The sequence below is a fragment of the Sporosarcina sp. resist genome (assembly GCF_014302295.1).
In the GTDB taxonomy this organism is placed as follows: Bacteria; Bacillota; Bacilli; order Bacillales_A; family Planococcaceae; genus Sporosarcina; species Sporosarcina psychrophila.
Window position 1 is genome coordinate 512,501 of the sequence record NZ_CP060287.1, and the last position, 23,578, is coordinate 536,078.

The following is a 23,578-nucleotide window of genomic DNA, read 5'->3' on the forward strand; positions in this document are numbered from 1 at the left end:
TAGACGAAGCGACCTGGAAAGGTCCGCCGTAGCGGGTAAAAGCCCCGTAGTTGAAAGTCCATTCTCTCCAGAGTGTATCCTGAGTACGGCGGAACACGTGAAATTCCGTCGGAATCCGGGAGGACCATCTCCCAAGGCTAAATACTCCCTAGTGACCGATAGTGAACCAGTACCGTGAGGGAAAGGTGAAAAGCACCCCGGAAGGGGAGTGAAATAGATCCTGAAACCATGTGCCTACAAGTTGTCAGAGCCCGTTAATGGGTGATGGCGTGCCTTTTGTAGAATGAACCGGCGAGTTACGATTCCATGCAAGGTTAAGCAGTGAATGCGGAGCCGCAGCGAAAGCGAGTCTGAATAGGGCGATAGAGTATGGGGTCGTAGACCCGAAACCAGGTGATCTACCCATGTCCAGGGTGAAGGTAAGGTAACACTTACTGGAGGCCCGAACCCACGTACGTTGAAAAGTGCGGGGATGAGGTGTGGGTAGCGGTGAAATTCCAATCGAACCTGGAGATAGCTGGTTCTCTCCGAAATAGCTTTAGGGCTAGCCTCAAACTTAAGAATCTCGGAGGTAGAGCACTGTTTGGACTAGGGGCCCATCCCGGGTTACCGAATTCAGACAAACTCCGAATGCCGATGATTTATGTTTGGGAGTCAGACTGCGGGTGATAAGATCCGTAGTCGAGAGGGAAACAGCCCAGACCACCAGTTAAGGTCCCCAAGTATTCGTTAAGTGGAAAAGGATGTGGCGTTGCCCAGACAACCAGGATGTTGGCTTAGAAGCAGCCATCATTTAAAGAGTGCGTAATAGCTCACTGGTCGAGTGGCGCTGCGCCGAAAATGTACCGGGGCTAAACGAATCACCGAAACTGTGGATTGACATCTTAGATGTCAGTGGTAGGAGAGCGTTCCAAGGGCGTCGAAGCTAGACCGTAAGGACTGGTGGAGCGCTTGGAAGTGAGAATGCCGGTATGAGTAGCGAAAGAAGGGTGAGAATCCCTTCCACCGAATGCCCAAGGTTTCCTGAGGAAGGCTCGTCCGCTCAGGGTTAGTCAGGACCTAAGTTGAGGCCGAAAGGCGTAGACGATGGACAACAGGTTGATATTCCTGTACCACCTCCCCGCCGTTTGAGCAATGGGGTGACGCAGTAGGATAGGGTGAGCGCGCTGTTGGTTATGCGCGTCTAAGCAGTGAGGTGTGGAATGAGGCAAATCCCGTTCCTATAACATTGAGCTGTTACAGCAAGGGGATTTATCCCTGAGTCCCTGATTTCACGCTGCCAAGAAAAGCCTCTAGCGAGGCGGGAGGTGCCTGTACCGCAAACCGACACAGGTAGGCGAGGAGAGAATCCTAAGGTGATCGAGAGAACTCTCGTTAAGGAACTCGGCAAAATGACCCCGTAACTTCGGGAGAAGGGGTGCTCTGGTAGGGTGTTAAAGCCCGAGAGAGCCGCAGTGAATAGGCCCAGGCGACTGTTTAGCAAAAACACAGGTCTCTGCAAAACCGCAAGGTGAAGTATAGGGGCTGACGCCTGCCCGGTGCTGGAAGGTTAAGAGGAGAGGTCAGCGCAAGCGAAGCTTCGAATTGAAGCCCCAGTAAACGGCGGCCGTAACTATAACGGTCCTAAGGTAGCGAAATTCCTTGTCGGGTAAGTTCCGACCCGCACGAAAGGCGTAACGATCTGGGCACTGTCTCAACGAGAGACTCGGTGAAATTATAATACCTGTGAAGATGCAGGTTACCCGCGACAGGACGGAAAGACCCCGTGGAGCTTTACTGTAACCTGATATTGAATTCCGGTGCAGCCTGTACAGGATAGGTAGGAGCCTTGGATTCCGGAGCGCTAGCTTCGGATGAGGCGTTGGTGGGATACTACCCTGGCTGTATTGGACTTCTAACCCATGCCCCTTATCGGGGCAGGAGACAGTGTCAGGCGGGCAGTTTGACTGGGGCGGTCGCCTCCTAAAGAGTAACGGAGGCGCCCAAAGGTTCCCTCAGAATGGTTGGACATCATTCGTAGAGTGCAAAGGCATAAGGGAGCTTGACTGCGAGACCTACAAGTCGAGCAGGGTCGAAAGACGGGCTTAGTGATCCGGTGGTTCCGCATGGAAGGGCCATCGCTCAACGGATAAAAGCTACCCCGGGGATAACAGGCTTATCTCCCCCAAGAGTCCACATCGACGGGGAGGTTTGGCACCTCGATGTCGGCTCATCGCATCCTGGGGCTGTAGTCGGTCCCAAGGGTTGGGCTGTTCGCCCATTAAAGCGGTACGCGAGCTGGGTTCAGAACGTCGTGAGACAGTTCGGTCCCTATCCGTCGCGGGCGCAGGAAATTTGAGAGGAGCTGTCCTTAGTACGAGAGGACCGGGATGGACATACCTCTGGTGTACCAGTTGTCTTGCCAAAGGCATCGCTGGGTAGCTATGTATGGACGGGATAAATGCTGAAAGCATCTAAGCATGAAGCCCCCCTCGAGATGAGATTTCCCATTACGCAAGTAAGTAAGATCCCTCAAAGAAGATGAGGTTGATAGGTCTGGGGTGGAAGCACGGCGACGTGTGGAGCTGACGGATACTAATCGATCGAGGACTTAACCAATTTTGAAAAGGGCTTGATTACCCTGATTCGTGTAGCACAATGTCTGTTTTATTCAGTTTTGAGCGAACAAGCTCAAAGAGTCTGGTGACGATTGCGAAGAGGTCACACCCGTTCCCATCCCGAACACGGAAGTTAAGCTCTTCAGCGCCGATGGTAGTTGGGGGTTTCCCCCTGCGAGAGTAGGACGTCGCCGGTCTCACACATTTATACTTCGACATAAATGTGGTGAAGTTAATTGAAAAGTCGAAAGTTATTACATGTTAAGGTCCCGTGGTGTAGCGGTTAACATGCCTGCCTGTCACGCAGGAGATCGCCGGTTCGATCCCGGTCGGGACCGCCATTATATTTTAAATTCAGAACCGATTCCAGGGATTAATTCCGGAGTCGATTTTTTGTATTGCGAAATAAAAGATAAATGAACTTTGAGGCAATTCAATCTAGATACGCTATAGTAAGAAAGTAGATTCTAATAAATAGGGGACTTAACGTATTTGAAAAGAGTTTTATCATCCTTATTCATCAATAATGATGCTTATTTCATTCATTATGAACGAATTAGAACCGTCCATAAAAATAGTTCTTGTAATTATCGTAAGACGTGCTATACTAAGTATTGTCTTTGAGAAAAGATGATGTAGGTCTGGTGACGATTGCGAAGAGGTCACACCCGTTCCCATCCCGAACACGGAAGTTAAGCTCTTCAGCGCCGATGGTAGTTGGGGGTTTCCCCCTGCAAGAGTAGGACGTCGCCGGTCTCACATATTTACTTTCGACATAAATGTGATGAAGTTAATTAAAAAGTCGAAAATTACTACATATTTAGGTCCCGTGGTGTAGCGGTTAACATGCCTGCCTGTCACGCAGGAGATCGCCGGTTCGATCCCGGTCGGGACCGCCATTAAATTTTAAATTCAGAACCGATTCTAGGGATTAATTCCGGGATTGGTTTTTTTGTATATAGAATTCTAAGGTTTAACTAATATGCTTTTTAAAAAAGCAGTAAGCAACACTCTTGAGAAACTAAACAATGTTATCGTAAAAGAAGACAACGTTTTCAGCAAAGTAAACAACACTCTATGAGAAATAAAGATCATTTACTACGAAAACACATCTATCAAGGGTAGATACTTTCTGATATAACATGTTTTCGGTACACTATAACAAAGAAGCAGAAAGGAAATAATCTATGACTCAGAAAATAGAAGTAAATTCTGTCGAGGAGACAGAGCTAATTGCAACGAAACTTGCAGCACTCCTTACACCACCGGATGTACTTACGCTTGAAGGCGATTTAGGTGCAGGTAAAACGACATTTACAAAGGCGCTTGCAAAAGGACTGGGCGTTACACGCACGGTTAACAGTCCGACATTCACAATCATCAAACAGTACGAAGGTAATTACCCACTCAATCATCTCGATGTCTATCGCTTAGCTGGCAGCGATGAGGATCTTGGCTGGGATGAACTATTTTATGGAGATGCAATATCTGTTATCGAGTGGGCGCATCTTATTAAAGATGATTTGCCGGCAGAACGTCTGGAAATTCAGCTAGTTCACGGTGGCGGAGATAACCGGATGATTATATTCACGCCAATAGGTGAAAGATATGAAAAGATTTGCGAGGGGATTTTCTTATGATCTGGCTAGGTATAGATACGGCTAACACGCCCATTTCAGTTGCACTTGTGAAAGATGGCGAACTATTAATAGAAGGAACTTCAGCGATGGCTATTAACCACTCGCTACGTGCTATGCCAGCAATTGAGGAGCTGTTGGAACAAGCAGGGTTAGTACCGGCGGATATTGATGCAATTGCAGTCTCAGAAGGGCCAGGCTCTTATACAGGGGTGCGAATCGGAGTGACGATAGCGAAGACACTTGCTTGGACACTTGGTAAACCTCTTGTTGGCGTATCCACATTAAAAGCACTAGCGGCAAATGCATTATTCTTCAATGGTTTGGTTTGTCCAATTGTCGATGCAAGACGGGACAATGTCTATGCTGGCGTTTATCAATTTGATGCAGGAAAGCTTACTGAAGTTATTGAGGATGGCCATTACTCTTTGGAAGAGTTGGTACACTTGCTTGAGCAGCATAGTAGTCCTATTTTATTCGTTGGAAAAGATATAGCAATGCATGAGCAAAAACTTATTGAGCAGCTTGGACAACGTGCAGTTCTAGCGCCTCTTCAGTTTAATCTACCACGAGCCTCTTCACTTATTTATATTGCCTTGCAATCAGAAGCAGAAACGGATATACATGCATTTGTTCCGGAATATCGACGTATTGCTGAAGCTGAGGCAAATTGGTTAAAAGAGCAGGGGAAGGACAATGATCGTGGATAAAGAGATTAGTTATAGAGAGATGGGAATAGAAGATATTCCTTCTGTTGTTGAAATCGAAAAGGAAGCATTTGCGACACCATGGACTGCAGAAGTTTTTGAGCACGAAATGACTGGAAATGACTATGCGCATTACGTTGTTGCAGTCTTTGAAGAAGAAGTGATTGGGCATTGCGGAATGTGGATCGTACTGGATGAGTGTCATATTACGAATGTTGCAGTACGGAAGCATTTAAGGGGTAATGGCATCGGCGAAGCTCTGATGAAAGAAGCGATTGCACTTTGTATAGAAAAAAAAGTCCGGTTAATGACACTGGAAGTGCGGATGACCAATACTACGGCTCAAAACCTTTACCGTAAGCTTGGGTTCCAGGACGGCGGAATTAGGAAAAACTATTATACGGACGACCATGAAGATGCGCTCGTCATGTGGGTGGAATTCAAATGACAAAAGATATCTATATATTAGGAATTGAAACGAGCTGTGATGAAACAGCTGCATCCATCGTGAAAAATGGAACGGAAATTATATCGAATGTCGTAGCATCTCAAATTACTAGCCAAAAACGATTTGGCGGAGTAGTACCGGAAATTGCATCGAGACACCATGTTGAACAAATTACACTAGTAATTGAAGAAGCACTTGCGAATGCTGAACTAGAACCTGCGGATCTTGACGCCGTTGCTGTGACAGAAGGACCTGGTTTAGTTGGGGCCTTGTTGATTGGGGTTAATGCTGCAAAAGCATTTGCCTTTGCCAATGGTCTACCGATTATTGGCGTTCATCATATTGCGGGACATATATATGCTAACCAACTAATGCAACCCATGGAGTTCCCGCTTCTTGCACTCATCGTCTCAGGGGGCCATACAGAGCTGGTAATAATGGAGGGGCATGGTTCGTTTAAACTGGTTGGAGAAACACGTGATGACGCTGCTGGTGAAGCCTATGATAAAGTAGCACGTGTACTGGGCCTCCCTTACCCGGGTGGTCCTCAAATCGATAAGTTGGCAGCTGAAAGTGATGGACAAGTTGAATTCCCGCGAGCTTGGCTAGAGCCGGGTTCTTATGACTTTAGCTTTAGTGGTCTTAAATCATCAGTGATTAACTATAAGCATAATCTTGCGCAACGTGGTGAGGCTGTAAACCCTTCTCATGTCGCGGCTGGTTTTCAGGCGAGTGTCGTTGAAGTGCTGACTACTAAAGCGTTAAGGGCAGCGAAAGAGTTCGGGGTGAAACAGGTAATTGCGGCTGGCGGGGTAGCAGCGAATAAAGGGTTACGTTCTTCTCTTGAAGAAACATTTAAGAAAGAAGAGATACCCTTTTACGTTCCACCAATCATACTATGTACAGATAATGCGGCAATGATTGCTGCAGCGGGATCGGCTATGTTTATAGACGGAATACGCGGAAATCTTGCTATGAATGGTAAGCCTGGCATGTCCCTTGTTTCATGGAAACAATAAATAAGTAAAAACACGAAAGTCGTCATATTGTGACAACTTTCGTGTTTTTTTATCCCGATTTTTTTGAAGATGTCAATAGGGAACATTCGTACTTATGCACAATTGTGGATAAGTTGTGCATAACAATTGTATATGCACATTTAGTAACAGTGGTTGGAGGATAACTATGTGTATAAGAAATACATTTTTTGTGGATAGTGTGGATAATAACAGTGGATTACAGGTATAACTACATTCGATGTGTGGATAAAACTGTGGAAACTCTTTTTAAGAGAATATCGTTTCGTACTTTTATTTGATAGGTTACGACAGCAAGAAATGACAAAACGTCACGATAAACCATTGGTTCTGGTTTAACATGACGTTCACGCTCATTTTATAATTCCTCTAGTTCTTCTTGAAGTCCAAGCCAATTTTCTGATTTGCTGTCATGCTGTGCCTGAAGTGCATCAATCTGTGCCTGTAACTCCATTAATTTCACATGATCGTCTGCAAATTCAGGAGTGGAAAGTTCATCTTGAAGTGCTACTATTTCATCTTCCAGAACAGAAAGTTGTGATTCGACTTCGTCAATAGCTCTAGTCAGCCTTCTTTCCTGCCTTTTTAGTTCTTTATCATCATCATTTTTTCTTTCAATGACAGGAGTTGCAGCTGTTTTAGCGGCATTTGAGTCGGCAAGCAACTCTTCCTGTTCCAGTTTTTTCTCAATGAAATAATCATAATCACCGAGGTATTCGGTTGTACCTATTGCGCTAATGTCGATTACTTTTGTTGCGATGCGGTTGATAAAGTACCGATCATGCGACACGAAGATGAGGGTGCCCGGGAAGTCATCCAATGCATTTTCAAGAATTTCCTTGCTATCCAAGTCAAGATGGTTCGTTGGCTCGTCGAGGATAAGCGTGTTTGACTTTTGTAACATTAATTTAGCAAGTGATAATCGAGCTTTTTCTCCACCTGATAGGGAAGTGACAGGCTTCTCAACATCTTCACCGGTAAATAAAAAGCGTCCAAGTACTGAACGAACATCTTTTTCATTCATCATCGGCCAATCATCCCAAAGTTCCTGAAGAACGGTTCCAGTTCCGATAAGTGTCGCTTGTTCTTGGTCGTAATAGCCAAATTGAACATTTGTACCATAACGAATTTTGCCTGCTAGTGGTTCTTGGAACTTGACGATGGTCTTCAAAATTGTTGATTTCCCGACCCCGTTAGGTCCTATAAGTGCAATGCGGTCTTGTTTGTAGGCACGCAAGCCAATACCAGTTGAAACCGGTATACTGTCATAACCGACTGCTACATCTTCCAGTGCTAGTACATCATTTCCGCTGGGACGATCAATCGAGAAGGTAAAGTTTGCGGATTTCTCATTGCCATCAGGAGAGCCCATCCAGTCAGTTTTTTCGAGCGTTTTGCGGCGACTTTTCGCCATTTTTGATGTCGATGCTCGCGCAATATTGCGCTGAACGAAATCCTCAAGTTTGGCCTTCTCACCCATTTCCTTGACGTAAAGTTTTTGATCACGTTCATAGTTTTTCGCTTTTTCGTCAAGATACGCACTATAGTTTCCTGTATACTTCGCTACTTTTTTTCTCGATACTTCGTAGACGATTGTCACGATTTCATCTAAGAAGTAGCGGTCATGGGAGACGATTAAGATTGCGCCTTCATAAGACACTAGGTATTTCTCTAGCCAGCCGAGCGTTTCGATATCCAAATGGTTTGTCGGTTCATCAAGGATGAGGAGGTCCGGTTTACTAAGCAGCATTTTAGCAAGTGCCAATCGTGTCTTCTGACCACCGGAAAGAAGATTGACATTTTTGCTATAATCCTCAGGATAAAAACGCATCCCATGAAGCACCGAACGAGTATCAGATTCATATTGATAGCCACCAGAATCTTTGAATTCGATTTGTAGAGCATCGTACTCTTTGATGACGCGTTCATAGTCGCTCGGGTTGTCGTAGACAGAGGAATCTGCCATAAGCCCTTCAAGCGATCGAAGCCGCCTTTCAATGCTATGGAGTGGTTCGAATACAGTCATCATCTCTTCCCAAACCGTCAATACAGAGTCGATACCTGAATGCTGTTCAAGATACCCAATCCGGATATCTTTAGGGACGATTAAATCACCCGAATCAGCGCTCATTTCACCAGCGATTATTTTAAGTAATGTCGATTTTCCAGCCCCATTGCGGCCAACAAGTGCGACGCGGTCGCGATGTTGAACTTCGAGCTTTACGTTTTCTAATATATCTGTTCCTGAAAATGATTTTGTTAGTCCGTTCACTTGTAATACAATCAAATAAAGCACCTCTATTCCTCTTCAGTTTAAATGAATGGCGTCAAGCGTGCAACGGTCGACTTTACAACATTCATTATCTACTGTACGATAGAATCGCCTTTAGATACACTCAGGAGGGTTAACATGATAGGGGAAACAATCAAAATTCCACAGGCGACGTCCAAACGTTTGCCTTTATATTATAGGTTCCTGCAAAATTTCGCGAATTCAGGGAAGAAACGAGTATCATCCAGTGAATTAAGCGAAGCTATGAAAATTGATGCTGCCACTATTCGACGTGATTTTTCACATTTCGGCGCACTTGGCCGTAAAGGGTACGGGTATGATGTACATTATCTTGTCGACTTTTTTCGTCAGGCACTGGATCAGGATGAAGTAACAGATGTAGCGCTCATTGGCGTTGGTAGTTTAGGGAACGCTTTTTTGAAATATAATTTCCATAAAAATCACAATACACGAATCATCATTGCATTCGATCCGAAAGGTACGCATGAAGGGACAGAGATGAGTGGAATTCCAGTTTTTCATCCTGATACGATTGAGGATAAAATCAAGGAATTAGGAATCGAGCTTGTCATTCTTTCTGTGCCTTCACGTGTAGCCCAAGAAGTGACTGATAAGCTTGCTACTATCGGTGTAAAAGGAATTCTTAACTTTACTCCGGTTCGGCTGACGGTCCCCGACTCGTTACGGGTTCATACAATCGATTTGTCTGTCGAGTTACAAACACTTATTTACTTTATTAAAAACGACGTAAAAGATTCACATATGTAATGCTTTGTAAATAGTATTTCAGTCACCATTCGTGTAAAATAGACACAAGAAGGATTGAGTTCAATCCCTAGTTTTAAGAAGGAGGTGTCCGAGATGCCAGGTCCAGGAAGTCTGATTATCATTGCTGTTATTGCTTTGCTCGTATTCGGTCCCAAGAAACTGCCTGAAATCGGGAAAGCCTTCGGTTCGTCATTGCGTGAATTCAAACATGCGACAAAAGGTCTTGTAGAAGACGACGATGTAAAAAAAGTTGAAGTTAAGAAAGAAGAACTGAAGTAAGTTAGGGTGTCTGTCCGATGATAGAAAAAAACTTAACAGTCATTGAGCATATAGATGAAATTAGAAAACGGCTGATGGTTATCGTCGTTTTCTTTGTTGTAGCTGTAGTGGGAGCCTTTTTTGTAGCAAAACCACTTATTCAGTTCCTGCAAAATGATGGAGAAGCACATAATATTGCCTTAAATGCTTTCAATGTACTTGACCCGATTATGATTTACGTGAAAGTGATTGTCTTTATCGCATTCATTGTCATTTCACCGGTTCTTATGTACCAATTATGGTCCTTTATCTCACCCGGATTGCATGAAACTGAGCGGCGCGCAACATTGAATTATATTCCGTTTACATTTTTCTTGTTTGTTGGTGGTATTGCGTTTTCGTATTTCGTTCTGCTACCTTATGTGATGAAATTCATGATGAATTTATCCACGGAGCTCGATATAACCCAGACAATCGGCATTAATGAGTATTTCTCGTTCCTTTTCCAACTGTTAATTCCATTCGGTATTGTTTTTCAGCTACCGGTAGTCTTGTTATTTTTAACAAGACTTGGTATTTTGGATCCGACGACACTTGTGAAGATACGGAAATATGCATACTTTGTTCTATTTGTAATTGCGGCGTTCATTACACCACCTGACTTGTTGTCTCATATGTTCGTTACAGTTCCATTGTTTGCGCTTTATGAAATTAGTATTTTCATTTCACGTTTTGGTCACAGAAAATACTTGAAGGCTGAACAGCAGCGACAATTCGAAGAGGCGAAAGCTGAACAACAACGTCAGATTGATGAAGTTAATGAGCGACAGCAGAAATGAAAAAAGTCTTCCACAACCCTAAGTAGGGATGTGGAAGACTTTTTTAGTGCATAAAGAAGATTATGGCTTGTTTCAAATCCTCTTGCCATTGTTGTATCTTCTCAATGTTTAAATTGAGGACAACGACAAATCCATTCATTAGTAAATGGGCAATCATTGGTGTCAGTATGCGTTTCGTCCGGTAATACAAGTAAGAGAATACGAAAGCGGGCATCATATAGATTAGAAGGTGTTCGAATTCATTATGAACAGCAGCAAACACTAAAGCACTGACAATGGCTGCAATCCAGAAATTCGTTTTTTGATAAACCCCTCCAAAGACAACCCTTCTGAAAATGATTTCTTCCAGGAATGGTGCGAATAGTACGATTGATAGGATGATGATTGGTGACACTTTCGCGATGTCGGAAAGGATTGCAGTGTTATCGGATCCTGGTTCTATTCCAATTGCAACCTCGATAGCACCAGCCAGCATTTGTCCACCCAATGCTAGAAAGAAGCCAATGAATCCCCAAAGAACCGAATTGCCAATGGAAGATTTTTTCCCTTTGAAAACTTGAAAGAAGTTTTTCTTCGGTACGATTAATACCAGGAAAATGATAGCTGCAATTAAGTTAACGGTGAAAAGAGTCCAAGAACTTGCCCGATATGCCATATCCTGTTTAGTGAATTGCTCATCCCAAGGAAAGTATAAGAATAAGCCCTCTGATAAAAAGATGCTGCTTACATGCATCAGGATGTAAGTGATTAATAAAGCGAGAGAGATTTTCCAATTCTTCATGTAACGCCACCCTTTCAACTGTGGTTGAGGTCAATTTTAGCTGTTTAGGGCGAGATAAGCAAAGAGAAAATGTTCGGAGTATTTCACTTGCAATATATGCAAATGTTCATTATGATTAGAAATGTATTAGCACTCATGTCTATCGAGTGCTAAAAGGGAGATATTATCTGAGGAGGTTGTTTCAATTGTTGAAACCATTAGGTGACCGTATTGTTATCGAGCTAATCGAGGCAGAAGAAAAAACGTCAAGCGGTATTGTTATACCGGACTCTGCAAAAGAAAAACCGCAAGAAGGTAAAGTTTTTGCTACAGGTACTGGACGCGTTCTTGAAAACGGACAACGTATCGAATTGGAAGTTAAAGAAGGAGATCGAATCCTCTTCTCAAAATATGCAGGCACTGAAATCAAACATGAAGGTAATGAATATCTGATCTTGCGTGAAAGTGATATCTTAGCGATTATTGGCTAATAGACTGATGCACAGCTCGTTTAAAAATACACGAAAAATCAGGAGGGTACTTATAAATGGCTAAACAAATTAAATTCAACGAAGACGCACGAAGCGCAATGCTACGTGGGGTCGATACATTGGCGAACGCTGTAAAAGTAACGCTTGGACCTAAAGGACGTAACGTCGTTCTTGAGAAAAAATTTGGTTCACCACTTATTACAAATGACGGTGTAACAATTGCACGTGAAATCGAACTTGAAGATGCGTTCGAAAACATGGGTGCAAAACTTGTGGCTGAAGTAGCGTCTAAAACAAACGAAATCGCTGGTGACGGTACAACAACTGCAACAGTTCTAGCGCAAGCAATGATCCGTGAAGGACTGAAAAACGTTACTGCAGGTGCTAACCCTGTCGGAATCCGTAAAGGAATCGAAAAAGCGGTTATAGCTGCTGTTGAAGGCCTTCAAGAAATCTCCAATGAAATCGAAGGAAAAGAAGAGATTGCACAAGTCGCATCTATTTCTTCTGGAGACGAAGAAGTTGGGAAACTTATTGCTGAAGCAATGGAGCGCGTTGGCAACGATGGTGTCATTACTATCGAAGAGTCAAAAGGCTTCACGACTGAACTAGACGTTGTTGAAGGAATGCAATTTGACCGCGGTTATGCATCTGCATACATGGCAACGGATACAGACAAAATGGAAGCAGTTTTGGACAATCCGTATATCTTGATCACAGATAAAAAGATTACGAACATCCAAGAAATTCTTCCTGTTCTTGAGCAAGTAGTTCAACAAGGTAAGCCACTTCTTATGATCGCAGAAGACGTTGAAGGCGAAGCACTTGCAACACTTGTTGTGAACAAACTACGTGGTACATTCAATGCTGTTGCTGTTAAGGCGCCAGGCTTCGGAGATCGCCGTAAAGCGATGCTTGAAGACATTGCAACTTTAACTGGTGGGGAAGTTATCACTGAAGACCTAGGTCTTGATCTTAAATCAGCTGATATTTCACAACTTGGTCATGCAGTGAAAGTTGTTGTTACAAAAGACAATACGACAATCGTTGAAGGCAGCGGCAATTCAGATCTTATTCAAGGACGCGTTAACCAAATCCGTGTTCAACTTGAAGAATCAACTTCTGAATTCGATAAAGAGAAATTGCAGGAGCGTCTTGCTAAACTTGCAGGCGGCGTTGCAGTTATCAAAGTCGGAGCAGCTACTGAAACTGAACTTAAAGAACGTAAACTTCGCATCGAAGACGCATTGAACTCAACGCGTGCAGCTGTTGAAGAAGGTATCGTTTCTGGTGGAGGTACTGCTCTTGTAAACGTCTATAGCAAAGTAGCAACATTACTAGAGTCTACTGAAGGCGATGTAGCTACAGGTATTAAAATCGTACTTCGTGCGCTTGAAGAGCCTGTACGTCAAATCGCTAACAACGCAGGTCTTGAAGGATCAATCGTTGTAGACCGTCTGAAACGCGAAGAAGTAGGAATTGGCTTCAACGCAGCAGAAGGTACATGGGTAAACATGATGGAAGCTGGAATCGTTGACCCGACTAAGGTTACACGTTATGCACTCCAAAACGCAGCATCTGTTGCAGCTATGTTCTTGACTACTGAAGCAGTAGTTGCGGACCTACCTGAACCAGCAGGCGCAATGGGTGGCGGAATGCCTGACATGGGCGGTATGGGCGGCATGATGTAATAAGCCGCTCAAACCCTTGATATGACGGGGTTTGTATGTGAGGAGAAAGTGATTTGCTAACATTTTGCTAACATAGAGGATTATAATCGAGGCTTCTCATGAGTTCACTGAACTTTTGGGAGGCTTCTTTTTTCATTTCCTTTGTAACGTGGAGATAGACATTCTTGGTGATTTGATCATCTGAATGACCAAGTCTATCCATGATTTGTTCAAGTGCAACACCTGCTTCTGCTAAAAGCGAAGTGTGTGTATGTCTCAATGAGTGAGGTGTTAAGTCTTTGTTTAATTTTGCGATTGCAAGAAGTCTAGCCATCCTGAGTTGTACCATTTTAATGACGATAGGATATCCTGGATGTCTCTCTGTTTTAGCAAAGATGAAGTCTTGATTATTGTAAGAATCACCTACCTGTTGAATGATTTTTGCTTGAGTATCTTTGTGAATTCTTAAAGCTTTGATCACATCTTCATCCACAATAATTTTCCGTCTAGATTTTTTCGTTTTTGGTGTCACCAACTGAAACTGAACGGTATTATTATTGGGGTTGTAATAGGTTTTAGAAATGTTGATGGTTTGATTTTCGAAATCAATATCTTTCCACTTGAGCGCTACAAGTTCACCAACCCTAATTCCTGTATAGGACAAGATGAGGAACATTAAGTAGTCTAATTCCAACCCTTGATTTTTAGCAGTACTTAGGAAAAGTGCAAGCTCTTCCTTTTCCAAATACTTTGGAATTTCTTCTTCCTCTAACTGTTCAATTGTCTTTTTATTTTTTTTAAGATAGGCAAATTCAGTTGGGTCCTTCTTGATTAGCTCCAATTCTAATGCTTTCCGAAAAATCATTCTTCCAGTTCGATTTATTCCTTCCCTTGTACTATCAGAATACCCACTGTACTTTAAATCGTTCAGAGCATCTTGATATCTCTTTCTTGTGATGTCCTTCAATTTCAGTTGGGAAAAGTAGGGCAACAACTTATTGATTTCATGAATACGGACTCGAATTGTTCCGGGTTTAACATCTTTTGCTTCGCTATAGATTGGGAGCCACTGATTTGCAAACTCACAAAAGGTCAAGTCTGTTTCCTCCACATATATTCCTTGATTTAACTCATGAATGAGCGCGGCAGCCGCTGATTCAGCTTCTTCTTTAGTCATAAAACCGCTTCGTACCTTTTGCCTCCTTTTCCCAGTAATCGGATCTATTCCAATATCGACGGTAAAAGCCCATTTGGAACCACAAGTACATTTTTTCTTCTTGCACGTACATCCTCTCTTGTAAAAATGTCCTTTCATTGAATGACTTCGCTTTCCTAAATATTTATATTACAATATCCATTATTTCCATTTTGAAAGATAACAATTCATTAACCTTAGAGTTTTAGTTCAACAAATATGCGTGAAAGAGGTAAAATAAAAAAAGAACATGTTTTAATTCAGACACGTTCCTTCTCGTCATTCATATTCTGCCAATTCTTTGTAATGTTCTTCCGCTGGATTCGAACCAAAAATGCGTTTTGGATAGTCTAAACCACCATCAATACCGACAGCGCCACATTTGCATAATTTGAAATCATTTGTGTTTTTTGATTCGATAATATTATTGCAATGTATGCAACGGATTCGGTTTCTTTTTAGTTTCTTCTTCATTTATAATGCTCACTACCTTTTCCATAAGTATAAATGAATTTTAAACACAGATGTGAAATGATGCTAAATCATTTTATAGATTGTGAAAATATGTACTTAAACTAACGGGGCAGTTTAGTTGAATAAGATATCATCTATTAACGAAATACCATCAGTAGATAAATAAGAAGGTTATACTATATGGTACATCCATATGAAATATTTGGAGGAACACCTTATATACATTATTAATAAATGAATTAATGACCTTGTGGAAGATAATGACAATTGGGAGCGACTCAAAGAGAATATATTGTTGGCTATCTTTGCAAATTAATAAATGAATTGGAAACAAAAAGTGAGTAGTCCTCTTCAACTAAAGGTGTAGGATAGTTCAACAAATCGGCCATTTTGTTGAATGACGCTTTATAATAATATAATAAAAAAGGACAACCCGAATTACCTTAGGATGTCCTTTTTCAAGAGTATATTAATTTGACTTTCCAATCCTCAACTGATCTTCACGTTCTTTTTTGCCGTGTAGAAAGTAGTAAGGGACAGAAGTTGCAAAGACAATGATTCCTAAAATCGCATACATACCATTATAGCCGGTAATGGGAATGACAAACCCAAGAATAGTAGGGCCAAATCCATTACCTAGATCAAAAAAGATAAAGAAGGTCGCTGTAGCAAGCCCCACACGGTGCGGTGAAGCCGAATTAACCGCTATTGTCTGACTGACTGAAGAAATGTTACCAAAACCAAGACCAATTAAAGCACCTGCCAATAACAAGGTTACACTGTTGTTTGCTGAACTTAGAATTAGCATTCCAACCCCAAATAAGATAATAGCCGGATACATAATAAAGTTCGCACCTATTTTGTCCATCATCCGACCAGTGAATGGTCGTGAAACTAAAACGGCAACTGTATATACCATAAAGAAAAAGCTAGCTGCTTCCACCAAATTTAACTCCACAGCATATAAATTTATATAGGAAATAACGCTGGAGAAAATAAATGTCATCATAAGGATAATGATGGAGATGGGAAGTGATTTTGGCTCAATAAAGTTAGAAAGTTTAAATCCTGAATTTTCATTTTTAACTACTGTCGTTTTAACTATTGGCACTTTAACAAAGAATGCCGTTACCGAACTCAGGATTCCTAACAAAAGACAGAGAGCAAAGATCATGTTAAAGCTCATATGCTGACTCATGTAAAGTCCAATGAATGGACCTATTCCAGTACCTAGTGCTGTACTTACAGCAAAGTAACCAATACCTTCCCCTCTCCGTGTTTCCGGTATTGTGAGGGCGACAATCGTACCAATTACAGTAGTCGCAATACCCACAGTAATACCGTTAAGAAATCGGCTTATTAGGAGAAAGAAAATCCCATTATCTATAAAGTATAACAATGTAGTTAATATGAAAAAGATTAACCCGATATTTAATATTCGTTTTTGTCCAATTTTATTCATTATAGGACTCGTAAACAAGCGACCAATTAATGCCCCGATAATGAAAATCCCGGCTACGAGACCAGCTTGGCTTGTAGATGCATTGAATTCATTTACGGCATAAAGGGCAATTGTTGCATTTAATAAAAAGAATATTAAGGTTAAGAAAAAATTGACTAAAGAAAGAACAATAAAATCTTTTGTCCACAATTTAGATTTTGTTTGCATTCGTTCATCGCCTCCCTCTAGTATATCTTGTCCACTTTTCAAACTAGAATGAGTATGATTCGCCGTCATCCGGCACTAAAACATGAGAAGATATCCCTTTCTCCTCAATAAAGGCTTTTAATTCTTCTCTGGATAACGTCCAATGATTGACGGCTTCCATATGGACAGAGATAATTTTTGCGTTCGTTGCAGCCTTATACACATCATAGATATCCTCTTTCCCCATAACTAGAGAACCGCCTTCAAAAAATTGATTATCTCCACCATTTACCACAATGATGTCTGGTTTATGTGTATCGATTATTTCTTTGACCCCTTCATACCAAACCGTATCACCAGCCACATAAAGCGTTTTTTCAGTTGGGTGTTTGAAAACAACTCCACACACTTGGCCGGCAAGTTTTACCATTTCCCCTCTTCCATGCTCACCTTTTGTTTTAATCAATTGGATACCCTCAAAAATTGTATCTTCATGTAAAACTTCTATATTTCGGAAACTGGCACCATGAATTTCTTTAGCATCTTCTTCATTTTGTACATATATTTTGATTTCTTTTGGTAATGCCTCTTTCGCAGCGTCATCCCAATGGTCATCATGCAAATGAGTAACAATAACAGCATCAACATTAATGACATTTTCGATTGAAGTGGGTAAGCTAACTAAAGGATTGTTTTGATCTTGTCTTGCTGAATTTGGAAAAGGTGGGTAAGCCCCCTTTTCTGCTAAAAATGGATCTATTAAAAACTTTTTGCCTGCGTATTCGACAACTAATGTTGCATTACGAATTTGATGTATATTCATGATCATTAACTCCCTTTTTTGATATTTTCTTGGTACTTGTATAGTCTATACTAAGACACATTGACGGATACATAGATTAAATAAAGTCTTTTGTCCGTTTGACTTTATTAATGAAAGGAGTTAAACAAATGTTAGATAATACGGACATGCGGATCTTAGATGAACTATCCAAGAACAGTCGGCTCACGATGAAAGAATTAGGTGAGAAAGTCCATTTGACTGGACCAGCTGTTTCAGCTAGAGTGGCTAAATTAGAAGATCAAGGAGTGATTGAGGGTTATTCAATTAAAGTTAATCGAGTAAAATTGGGGTGTTTTATACATGCTTTTATTATAATCATTACGCAAAGTACTTATCATCAGCCTTATTTGTCGTTTATAAAAACGCAAGAACAACACTTAATCAGTAACTATAAAATAAGTGGGGAAGGTTGTTACCTTCTCGAATGCAAATTCCCTTCTAATGAAGTAATGAATGATTTTTTGAAAGCCTTAAACGAACATGCAAACTATAAATTATCAATTGTTATTGATAAATAGTGGAAATACAATGGAGAGTTTGTGAATAAATGTACTTAAACTAACGGGGTGCTTTTGTTGAAGAACAGTATTTATTTAGCATCATGATTTTTAAAAAAATTATATTTGATAAGTAGTTGGAGTATAAAATCTATATGTAGATTGAAAGCAAAATAATATTATTTTGCTTTCAATTATGTTATCATGCAATGCTTCTCATCAATTCACTAAACTTGTTTGAAGCTTCTTTCTTCATTACAGAGGTTACGTGAAGATACACCTTTCTAGTCACTTCATCGTCTTGGTGACCTAACCGATCCATAATTTCTTCTAGTCCTACCCCAGCTTCTGCAAGAAGCGATGTATGTGTGTGGCGAAAAGAATGGGGAGTAACTTCAAGATTTAAGTCTACTTTTTTTAATAATCTAGCCATTCTAGTTTCCACTAGTTTAATCAAAATCGGATAACCAGGATGACGATTGAAATTAGCGAATACATATCCTTCGTTATAGTAGGAGTTACCAAAGCGTTTAATGAGTTTTTCCTGTTCTTCTTTATGTTTTCTAAATGCATTTATTACTAATTCATCGACGACAACCTTACGTCTAGATTTTTTAGTTTTAGGTGGGCCTAACTCATACTTTTTCGTATTATTTTTAGGATTATAATAGGTCTTCGTGATACTAATAATTTGTTTTTCAAAATTAATATCTTTCCATTTTAGAACAACTAATTCACCTACACGCATACCTGTATAGGCCAACGTTAGGAAAATTAGGATATCCATATATAGTCCTTTTTCTTTAACTATGTCCAAGAATAATGCGAGTTCTTCCTTTTCAAAGTAATTTGGTAGTTCTTCTTCATCGAATTCAATAATGGTCTGTTGATCACGTTTAATATAAGCATTTTCTGCCGCATTTAATTTGATTACTCTATTACTAATAGCCATTTTAAAAATCATCTTACCAGTAGTATGAACACTTTCAATGGTGCTTTTAGAAAAATTTTGATCTTTTAAATCATCTAGTGCTGCTTGGTACATTTCTTTAGTGATATTTTTAAGTTTTCCATGAGCGAAGTAATGCAATAATTTTTTGATATTGTACTCTCTAATTCTTACAGTTCCGGGTTTTGGAGCATTTCAATCAATGTAGGCGGGTAACCACACATTAGCAAAATCCTTGAATAGAATATCTGATTCTTTAACGTATGCACCCTGATTTACTTCGGTAATTATAGCCGAGGCTGCTGCTTCGGCTTCTTGTTTTGTTTTAAAGCCACCCTTAGTCTTCTGTTGTCTTTCTCCTGTTTTTGGGTCCTTTCCTATATCAATAACGAACGACCACGTCTTACCGCAGATGCAACGATTTGGACCACACGTGCAACCTCTTTTTGTAAAATGACCTTTCATAGTGTTTTATCACCTTTCTAATCTAGTGTTTTTTATCGGGGGGATGAGAATATTAGAAGAAGGGAAAGTGTATATGGACTTAATCAATACATTTTCTCTAATACTTTTCAGCTCTAGAATTTTTTCTCTTTTCTTTGTGCAATCCAATTCTTAAGATCAGATTTTTCGACTCTTTTAGATGCACCAATTGCAAAATTAGGGATACCACCTTGTTCTACATGTACTAGAAATAACTCGTAAACTCTTCTTCTAGAGATTCCAAGAAATAGAGAAATATGTTGTGCTGTTAATGTGTCGGGCAACGATTCCCAAGTTGTATAATTCTTTGTACGTTCCATGGTATTAATCCACACTCCCTGTAATTTTCCTTTTGTAGCAGATTCAATAACGAATTTAAAACAAAAAAACCGTAGTTGGACTAAATCCACAAAATAATTAAGTGGATTAGTTCCCGCTGCGGTTTTCGCTTGTTTTGGGTTCTATTATTTGATTAGATATTTCTAAAATCATTATATCTTCGTATTTTTATATTTGAAGTCTTTTTATAAATTGTTTTAAAGTTTAATTTTTCGGTTCTTTGACCATAATTAAAGTATAGCGTTCGGTAATTTAACCATCGAGGAATACCAAGATGGTTGGAAAATCGAATGAACATGCTCTAAAAGCCTTGATTACAAGGGATTCTAAGAATGCCGATTTTGTAACAGTAAATTTAGCGCATTCACTTTCGGTTTCCTAACCAGTCAAAATTTCTTCTTATCCCATTTGTTCGGTTACATAACCAGTTGCATTTTCTAACGAAACAAACGGAGAGAGACGATAACTGATATGAATTTCGTTATTTTTCTCAAAATTAATCGCTACTTCTTCGAAAAAAATTAAGAAGAATACTCTTAGTTCGGTATCTGCAAAGTCATAAAAACTATGTTTTAGCATTTCTTTTAAAGTAACTAAAAGATAGTCATCTTCAAGAAGTAGGTTAATTTCATCTATCGTCTCACTGATATAGGTTATTTTTTCTTGTAAGTGGTTCTTAGTAGACAGAAACACTTCAGATAATAGCGGTGAGTTTGCTATATCATCTTCTAATGTTCTTTCATTAAGGAATACTAATTTAAGTTGTTGCTTTAGGTTATCCATAGTTTTTCTAAGTTTGAAAGACCATTGTTTAAGTTGGTGCTTAGAAGTAGTTATAAAAGTATCGAGCTGTGTACTCCATTTTTTCTGCAGATCACTTAAAACAGATTGATGAACAGGTATTATTGATACACTATTTTTACATTCTGTACACCTGTAAATTCTATATTCTCCACGTTTTCCTTTAGGAGATTGGTCTTTAGCCGTTAAATACGAATTGCAACTTTTACATTTAATAATTGAACGAAGATAGAATGGCGTATTCATTGTTCCATAATGACCTTTTAAATCGTTTATCTGCTTTACTAGATGAATAACGGTTGGACTAATAATGGGAGAATGAATATTTTTAAATATCTCAATATCTTTTTCAGGTTTTGGTTTACTAATTTCATAGCTCGTTCTTACACCCCATGCCAAGTTTCCTGAGTAAGCGCGGTTTGAAAGAATATAACCGATTGTACTACTATTCCAATACTTTACTTTCGCACTTGTTACGGCACATTTATTTAAAAACTCAGCAATAATAGCATGTGAATGTCCCCAGCTAGCAAGATGGTAAATTAACTCTACTATTTCAGCATCTTCATTTGGGTACAACACTCCATCTTGCATATCATATCCAGCAGGTGTGCGGGAACCGGGGCGTTTAGGTTGTTCACGATTTAATAGATTCTTTTGAGCGTCTGTTGTGCGGACGGACTTTATTTCAGACTCTTCTGCTGCAAAGACAAGCTTTGCTTGAACCATAGGATCATCTGGATTCCATTCACCTTCCGATTGAGTACTGAAAAATTTCACATGAGGATACTGTTGTTTTATAGGGATATAAATCTCGTTATAGAAATCAGTGATACTCCTAGTAATTCTAGATTCCTCATAAAAACATACTGCTTCGGCACCATTAGCTATATCCTCTAAGAGAAGTTGAATACCTTCCCGTTTACTCACGTTATTATGAAAGGCACTAGTAGCTTTATCTGCTCGCCATTCAATAATTTCTAAGTTTTCTCTTTCAGCTAATTGTTGAATTTGGCTTTTTTGAATTGCTAAAGAGTTATTACCATCTTGTTTTTTATCAGAATACCGAAGATAGGCGACTGCATTCAAAGTTTTGATTAAATTGAATTCTTTTCTGTTTTTCATGATGCATTCGATTCCTTTGCAAATGATGAAAGAAATAGATCGATATGCAAGTAAGTTTCATAAACAAGAATTTTATCAACAAATAATTCTATGAGTCGTTGAAGTTCTTGTAGGGTAAAATCATAATTAAGCTGTGATAAAAACTGGGTAATGTCCTTAATCTCGCTACTTAGCCGCTGTAAAGATAATAGATCTTGTTCTAACTCGTTGTATTTGTTTTTAAGAGCTTGGATTTCTTCCAAATAGTTAGATATAGTAGTTTTCGCTTTACCATCCAGTGTGCAAAGCTTTATTGAAGTATCTAGATATTCTGATGTCGTCCTTTCTAATGCTTTTTGAAGTTTTTTTTGCTTTGCTGTAATATTTTTTGGAATCATTCTTTTTGCCAAATCAACAGAAATCGATTGAACATGATTCAAAACAGTTTGTGTTACTAAATCATTAATCTCTTCAACCGAAATAGCTAATCTTTTATGATTAGAACTACATACAAAATAACCTACATCAAGTTGATTCTCTTTCCGATGTCTCATCCTATTTCCGCATTCACCACACTTTGGAGTTACCAAATATTGTTTGTTAACTTCTTCTAGTTTTTCAAGATAGTAAGCTATAAACTCATCAATTTGTGATTTGTTCGTTAGAAAGAGTTCTAAGCTGATGATTGGTTCTACATGATGTAGTATCTGATAACCATTTTTCGATTCATAATGTCTAGAGTAAAATGGATTTGATAAAATTCTGAGAATCTTGTCTGGATCTTTTAGACCTTTTCTACGTACCAACAAAAACTCAAGGAACTGATTTTCATTTTGAACATTACTAAAATCGATAAATATTGATTGAATGACATCTTTTTTATCTTCATTGATAATATATTGTGGTTTGTTTGCATCATCGGTAATTCGTTTATACCCATAAATACTTGATGGATATTGCTTTCGAGCATCAGCAGTACGTGTACTTATATTCTGACCTTCCATTTGTGCAAACATCCCATAGAATGCTTCTAGAGCAAGCTTGTTCTTAAAGGGTGGCTCATTACTGGCTGTATAAACAACTTCCACATCATATTTGATAAAAATCTTTGTTATATCAACAAATTCATAAAAGTTTCTAGCCAATCGATCACGCTTATAGACAACTACTGTTTTAACTTTGCCTTCTTTAATTAAACGAATTAGTTGCATTAGATTAGGTCTTTGATTCATTTTTAACTTCGTAGCTGAAACGTCGTGATCATCTAGATAAATAATACACTCTTCGTTTTCCTTTAAACCCAGTGATTCAAGATGCCTTTTTGCTGCAGAAATTTGTAGATCCAGATTTTGTGCAGCAGAACTCACACGGCAATAAATAATAATTAAATTTCTTTCCCTCATGTAATTATCCCTTCTCATAGGTTATTTTCTACTAATCAGTAAAGCACGGAGTTTGTGATCATCTTTTGCAACATGATCAAGAAGTATTTTTTCAATATATCTTCTAAACCATAACTCAGATTCAGCTGATAGCTCTTCAGAGTAACTGACTTTTACAACACGATATTGCTCGTTCATTTAGCTCCCTCCAGTCTTATTTTTGTATTATCTTTGACTGGAAGGGAACTTTTTATACTCTATTTCTCTTTATCTGTAATAGTAGATTTCATTTCTTCGAAATTAAGTGATAACTGAACATCATTAACTTCCTTCAATGAATGATTCTTTCTTGGCTTA

22 protein-coding genes, 2 tRNA genes and 3 rRNA genes (1 of these 27 only partly in view) are annotated in these 23,578 nt (G+C 39.6%); 15 read left to right on the plus strand and 12 right to left on the minus strand.

Features of this window, described 5'->3' with window-relative positions:
• The 9 genes from H7992_RS02580 to tsaD all read left to right on the plus strand — a co-directional run.
• Window positions 1–2,598, plus strand: a 23S ribosomal RNA gene (locus H7992_RS02580); it begins 334 nt to the left of the window's first position.
• 80 nt (window positions 2,599–2,678) lie between these two features.
• A 5S ribosomal RNA gene (rrf, locus tag H7992_RS02585) occupies window positions 2,679–2,794 on the plus strand.
• Between the two features lie 68 nt (window positions 2,795–2,862).
• Window positions 2,863–2,938 (plus strand) — tRNA-Asp (locus H7992_RS02590).
• 299 nt (window positions 2,939–3,237) lie between these two features.
• Window positions 3,238–3,353: ribosomal RNA gene (rrf, locus tag H7992_RS02595) — 5S ribosomal RNA — on the plus strand.
• Window positions 3,354–3,420: 67 nt separating this feature from the next.
• Window positions 3,421–3,496 (plus strand) — tRNA-Asp (locus H7992_RS02600).
• Window positions 3,497–3,784: 288 nt separating this feature from the next.
• Window positions 3,785–4,237, plus strand: coding sequence for a tRNA (adenosine(37)-N6)-threonylcarbamoyltransferase complex ATPase subunit type 1 TsaE (tsaE, locus tag H7992_RS02605; protein ID WP_067205339.1), 453 nt, complete (start codon window positions 3,785–3,787; stop codon window positions 4,235–4,237).
• Window positions 4,234–4,944, plus strand: coding sequence for a tRNA (adenosine(37)-N6)-threonylcarbamoyltransferase complex dimerization subunit type 1 TsaB (tsaB, locus tag H7992_RS02610; RefSeq protein ID WP_067205342.1), 711 nt, complete (start codon window positions 4,234–4,236; stop codon window positions 4,942–4,944). The genes tsaE and tsaB overlap by 4 nt, the downstream gene beginning before the upstream one ends.
• Entirely contained in the window at window positions 4,931–5,389 is a 459-nt protein-coding gene (gene rimI / locus H7992_RS02615; RefSeq protein ID WP_067205345.1) for a ribosomal protein S18-alanine N-acetyltransferase, read from the plus strand. Before tsaB ends, rimI begins: the two co-directional genes overlap by 14 nt.
• Window positions 5,386–6,408: a tRNA (adenosine(37)-N6)-threonylcarbamoyltransferase complex transferase subunit TsaD gene (gene tsaD / locus H7992_RS02620; protein ID WP_067205347.1), complete on the plus strand. Its 1,023-nt coding sequence runs from the start codon at window positions 5,386–5,388 to the stop codon at window positions 6,406–6,408. Before rimI ends, tsaD begins: the two co-directional genes overlap by 4 nt.
• 376 nt (window positions 6,409–6,784) lie before the next feature.
• Here tsaD and H7992_RS02625 read toward each other — a convergent pair whose 3' ends face one another.
• Window positions 6,785–8,713 carry an ABC-F family ATP-binding cassette domain-containing protein gene (locus H7992_RS02625; RefSeq protein WP_187047771.1) on the minus strand — a complete coding sequence of 643 codons (1,929 nt, stop codon included), beginning with the start codon at window positions 8,711–8,713 and terminating at the stop codon, window positions 6,785–6,787.
• A gap of 123 nt (window positions 8,714–8,836) precedes the next feature.
• On the opposite strand from H7992_RS02625, the gene H7992_RS02630 reads away from it, so the two are divergent.
• From H7992_RS02630 to tatC, 3 genes are all read left to right on the plus strand, one after another.
• Window positions 8,837–9,487 (plus strand): redox-sensing transcriptional repressor Rex, encoded by a 651-nt coding sequence (locus H7992_RS02630; RefSeq protein WP_067205350.1) that lies wholly within the window; start codon window positions 8,837–8,839, stop codon window positions 9,485–9,487.
• A gap of 93 nt (window positions 9,488–9,580) precedes the next feature.
• Window positions 9,581–9,766, plus strand: a complete 186-nt coding sequence (locus tag H7992_RS02635) for a twin-arginine translocase TatA/TatE family subunit (protein ID WP_187046559.1) — start codon at window positions 9,581–9,583, stop codon at window positions 9,764–9,766.
• Window positions 9,767–9,783: 17 nt separating this feature from the next.
• The gene (gene tatC / locus H7992_RS02640; RefSeq protein WP_187046560.1) at window positions 9,784–10,584 is read left to right on the plus strand and encodes a twin-arginine translocase subunit TatC; all 801 of its coding nucleotides are present in this window, start codon (window positions 9,784–9,786) and stop codon (window positions 10,582–10,584) included.
• 43 nt (window positions 10,585–10,627) lie between these two features.
• Here the strand turns inward: tatC and H7992_RS02645 are convergent, their stop codons facing one another.
• Entirely contained in the window at window positions 10,628–11,365 is a 738-nt protein-coding gene (locus tag H7992_RS02645) for a CPBP family intramembrane glutamic endopeptidase (protein ID WP_222618001.1), read from the minus strand.
• A gap of 185 nt (window positions 11,366–11,550) precedes the next feature.
• Here H7992_RS02645 and groES point away from each other — a divergent pair, with 185 nt between their 5' ends.
• Together groES and groL are read left to right on the plus strand one after the other, a co-directional pair.
• Complete coding sequence (groES, locus tag H7992_RS02650; protein ID WP_067205358.1) at window positions 11,551–11,835, plus strand: co-chaperone GroES; 285 nt, start codon at window positions 11,551–11,553, stop codon at window positions 11,833–11,835.
• A gap of 56 nt (window positions 11,836–11,891) precedes the next feature.
• Window positions 11,892–13,526: a chaperonin GroEL gene (groL, locus tag H7992_RS02655; RefSeq protein ID WP_187046561.1), complete on the plus strand. Its 1,635-nt coding sequence runs from the start codon at window positions 11,892–11,894 to the stop codon at window positions 13,524–13,526.
• A 67-nt stretch (window positions 13,527–13,593) separates the two neighbouring features.
• On the opposite strand, the gene H7992_RS02660 is transcribed toward groL, so the two are convergent.
• The 4 genes from H7992_RS02660 to H7992_RS02675 form a co-directional block, all read right to left on the minus strand.
• Window positions 13,594–14,820: a site-specific integrase gene (locus H7992_RS02660; protein WP_187046562.1), complete on the minus strand. Its 1,227-nt coding sequence runs from the start codon at window positions 14,818–14,820 to the stop codon at window positions 13,594–13,596.
• A 159-nt stretch (window positions 14,821–14,979) separates the two neighbouring features.
• Entirely contained in the window at window positions 14,980–15,174 is a 195-nt protein-coding gene (locus tag H7992_RS02665; RefSeq protein ID WP_067205394.1) for a DUF7695 domain-containing protein, read from the minus strand.
• A gap of 469 nt (window positions 15,175–15,643) precedes the next feature.
• On the minus strand, window positions 15,644–16,843 hold the full coding sequence (locus H7992_RS02670) for an MFS transporter (protein WP_187046563.1): 1,200 nt from the start codon (window positions 16,841–16,843) through the stop codon (window positions 15,644–15,646).
• 43 nt (window positions 16,844–16,886) lie between these two features.
• Complete coding sequence (locus tag H7992_RS02675) at window positions 16,887–17,645, minus strand: MBL fold metallo-hydrolase (protein WP_187046564.1); 759 nt, start codon at window positions 17,643–17,645, stop codon at window positions 16,887–16,889.
• Between the two features lie 128 nt (window positions 17,646–17,773).
• Here H7992_RS02675 and H7992_RS02680 point away from each other — a divergent pair, with 128 nt between their 5' ends.
• The gene (locus tag H7992_RS02680; protein ID WP_067205403.1) at window positions 17,774–18,184 is read left to right on the plus strand and encodes an Lrp/AsnC family transcriptional regulator; all 411 of its coding nucleotides are present in this window, start codon (window positions 17,774–17,776) and stop codon (window positions 18,182–18,184) included.
• A gap of 181 nt (window positions 18,185–18,365) precedes the next feature.
• On the opposite strand, the gene H7992_RS24550 is transcribed toward H7992_RS02680, so the two are convergent.
• From H7992_RS24550 to H7992_RS02705, 6 genes are all read right to left on the minus strand, one after another.
• Window positions 18,366–19,115, minus strand: a complete 750-nt coding sequence (locus H7992_RS24550) for a site-specific integrase (protein ID WP_255428566.1) — start codon at window positions 19,113–19,115, stop codon at window positions 18,366–18,368.
• A 192-nt stretch (window positions 19,116–19,307) separates the two neighbouring features.
• Window positions 19,308–19,577 carry an Arm DNA-binding domain-containing protein gene (locus H7992_RS24555; RefSeq protein ID WP_255428567.1) on the minus strand — a complete coding sequence of 90 codons (270 nt, stop codon included), beginning with the start codon at window positions 19,575–19,577 and terminating at the stop codon, window positions 19,308–19,310.
• 113 nt (window positions 19,578–19,690) lie between these two features.
• Complete coding sequence (locus H7992_RS02690; RefSeq protein ID WP_187046565.1) at window positions 19,691–19,915, minus strand: helix-turn-helix domain-containing protein; 225 nt, start codon at window positions 19,913–19,915, stop codon at window positions 19,691–19,693.
• Window positions 19,916–20,333: 418 nt separating this feature from the next.
• Window positions 20,334–21,860 (minus strand): recombinase family protein, encoded by a 1,527-nt coding sequence (locus H7992_RS02695; RefSeq protein WP_187046566.1) that lies wholly within the window; start codon window positions 21,858–21,860, stop codon window positions 20,334–20,336.
• Window positions 21,857–23,242, minus strand: a complete 1,386-nt coding sequence (locus H7992_RS02700) for a recombinase family protein (protein ID WP_187046567.1) — start codon at window positions 23,240–23,242, stop codon at window positions 21,857–21,859. The genes H7992_RS02695 and H7992_RS02700 overlap by 4 nt, the downstream gene beginning before the upstream one ends.
• Before the next feature lie 21 nt (window positions 23,243–23,263).
• Entirely contained in the window at window positions 23,264–23,419 is a 156-nt protein-coding gene (locus tag H7992_RS02705; protein ID WP_156475943.1) for a hypothetical protein, read from the minus strand.
• Between the last annotated feature and the right edge of the window lie 159 nt (window positions 23,420–23,578).

What these genes read in the sequence shown, in the direction of transcription:
- tatC (WP_187046560.1), top strand. Translation starts at nt 9,784, where the DNA reads ATGATAGAAAAAAACTTAACAGTCATTGAGCATATAGATGAAATTAGA.
- H7992_RS24555 (WP_255428567.1), bottom strand. Translation starts at nt 19,577, where the DNA reads ATGAAAGGTCATTTTACAAAAAGAGGTTGCACGTGTGGTCCAAATCGT.
- tsaB (WP_067205342.1), top strand. Translation starts at nt 4,234, where the DNA reads ATGATCTGGCTAGGTATAGATACGGCTAACACGCCCATTTCAGTTGCA.
- tsaE (WP_067205339.1), top strand. Translation starts at nt 3,785, where the DNA reads ATGACTCAGAAAATAGAAGTAAATTCTGTCGAGGAGACAGAGCTAATT.
- H7992_RS02630 (WP_067205350.1), top strand. Translation starts at nt 8,837, where the DNA reads ATGATAGGGGAAACAATCAAAATTCCACAGGCGACGTCCAAACGTTTG.
- H7992_RS02705 (WP_156475943.1), bottom strand. Translation starts at nt 23,419, where the DNA reads ATGAACGAGCAATATCGTGTTGTAAAAGTCAGTTACTCTGAAGAGCTA.
- tsaD (WP_067205347.1), top strand. Translation starts at nt 5,386, where the DNA reads ATGACAAAAGATATCTATATATTAGGAATTGAAACGAGCTGTGATGAA.
- rimI (WP_067205345.1), top strand. Translation starts at nt 4,931, where the DNA reads ATGATCGTGGATAAAGAGATTAGTTATAGAGAGATGGGAATAGAAGAT.
- groL (WP_187046561.1), top strand. Translation starts at nt 11,892, where the DNA reads ATGGCTAAACAAATTAAATTCAACGAAGACGCACGAAGCGCAATGCTA.
- H7992_RS02645 (WP_222618001.1), bottom strand. Translation starts at nt 11,365, where the DNA reads ATGAAGAATTGGAAAATCTCTCTCGCTTTATTAATCACTTACATCCTG.
- H7992_RS02680 (WP_067205403.1), top strand. Translation starts at nt 17,774, where the DNA reads ATGTTAGATAATACGGACATGCGGATCTTAGATGAACTATCCAAGAAC.
- H7992_RS24550 (WP_255428566.1), bottom strand. Translation starts at nt 19,115, where the DNA reads ATGGCTATTAGTAATAGAGTAATCAAATTAAATGCGGCAGAAAATGCT.
- H7992_RS02700 (WP_187046567.1), bottom strand. Translation starts at nt 23,242, where the DNA reads ATGAGGGAAAGAAATTTAATTATTATTTATTGCCGTGTGAGTTCTGCT.
- H7992_RS02660 (WP_187046562.1), bottom strand. Translation starts at nt 14,820, where the DNA reads ATGAAAGGACATTTTTACAAGAGAGGATGTACGTGCAAGAAGAAAAAA.
- H7992_RS02695 (WP_187046566.1), bottom strand. Translation starts at nt 21,860, where the DNA reads ATGAAAAACAGAAAAGAATTCAATTTAATCAAAACTTTGAATGCAGTC.
- H7992_RS02675 (WP_187046564.1), bottom strand. Translation starts at nt 17,645, where the DNA reads ATGAATATACATCAAATTCGTAATGCAACATTAGTTGTCGAATACGCA.
- H7992_RS02665 (WP_067205394.1), bottom strand. Translation starts at nt 15,174, where the DNA reads ATGAAGAAGAAACTAAAAAGAAACCGAATCCGTTGCATACATTGCAAT.
- H7992_RS02670 (WP_187046563.1), bottom strand. Translation starts at nt 16,843, where the DNA reads ATGCAAACAAAATCTAAATTGTGGACAAAAGATTTTATTGTTCTTTCT.
- H7992_RS02635 (WP_187046559.1), top strand. Translation starts at nt 9,581, where the DNA reads ATGCCAGGTCCAGGAAGTCTGATTATCATTGCTGTTATTGCTTTGCTC.
- H7992_RS02690 (WP_187046565.1), bottom strand. Translation starts at nt 19,915, where the DNA reads ATGGAACGTACAAAGAATTATACAACTTGGGAATCGTTGCCCGACACA.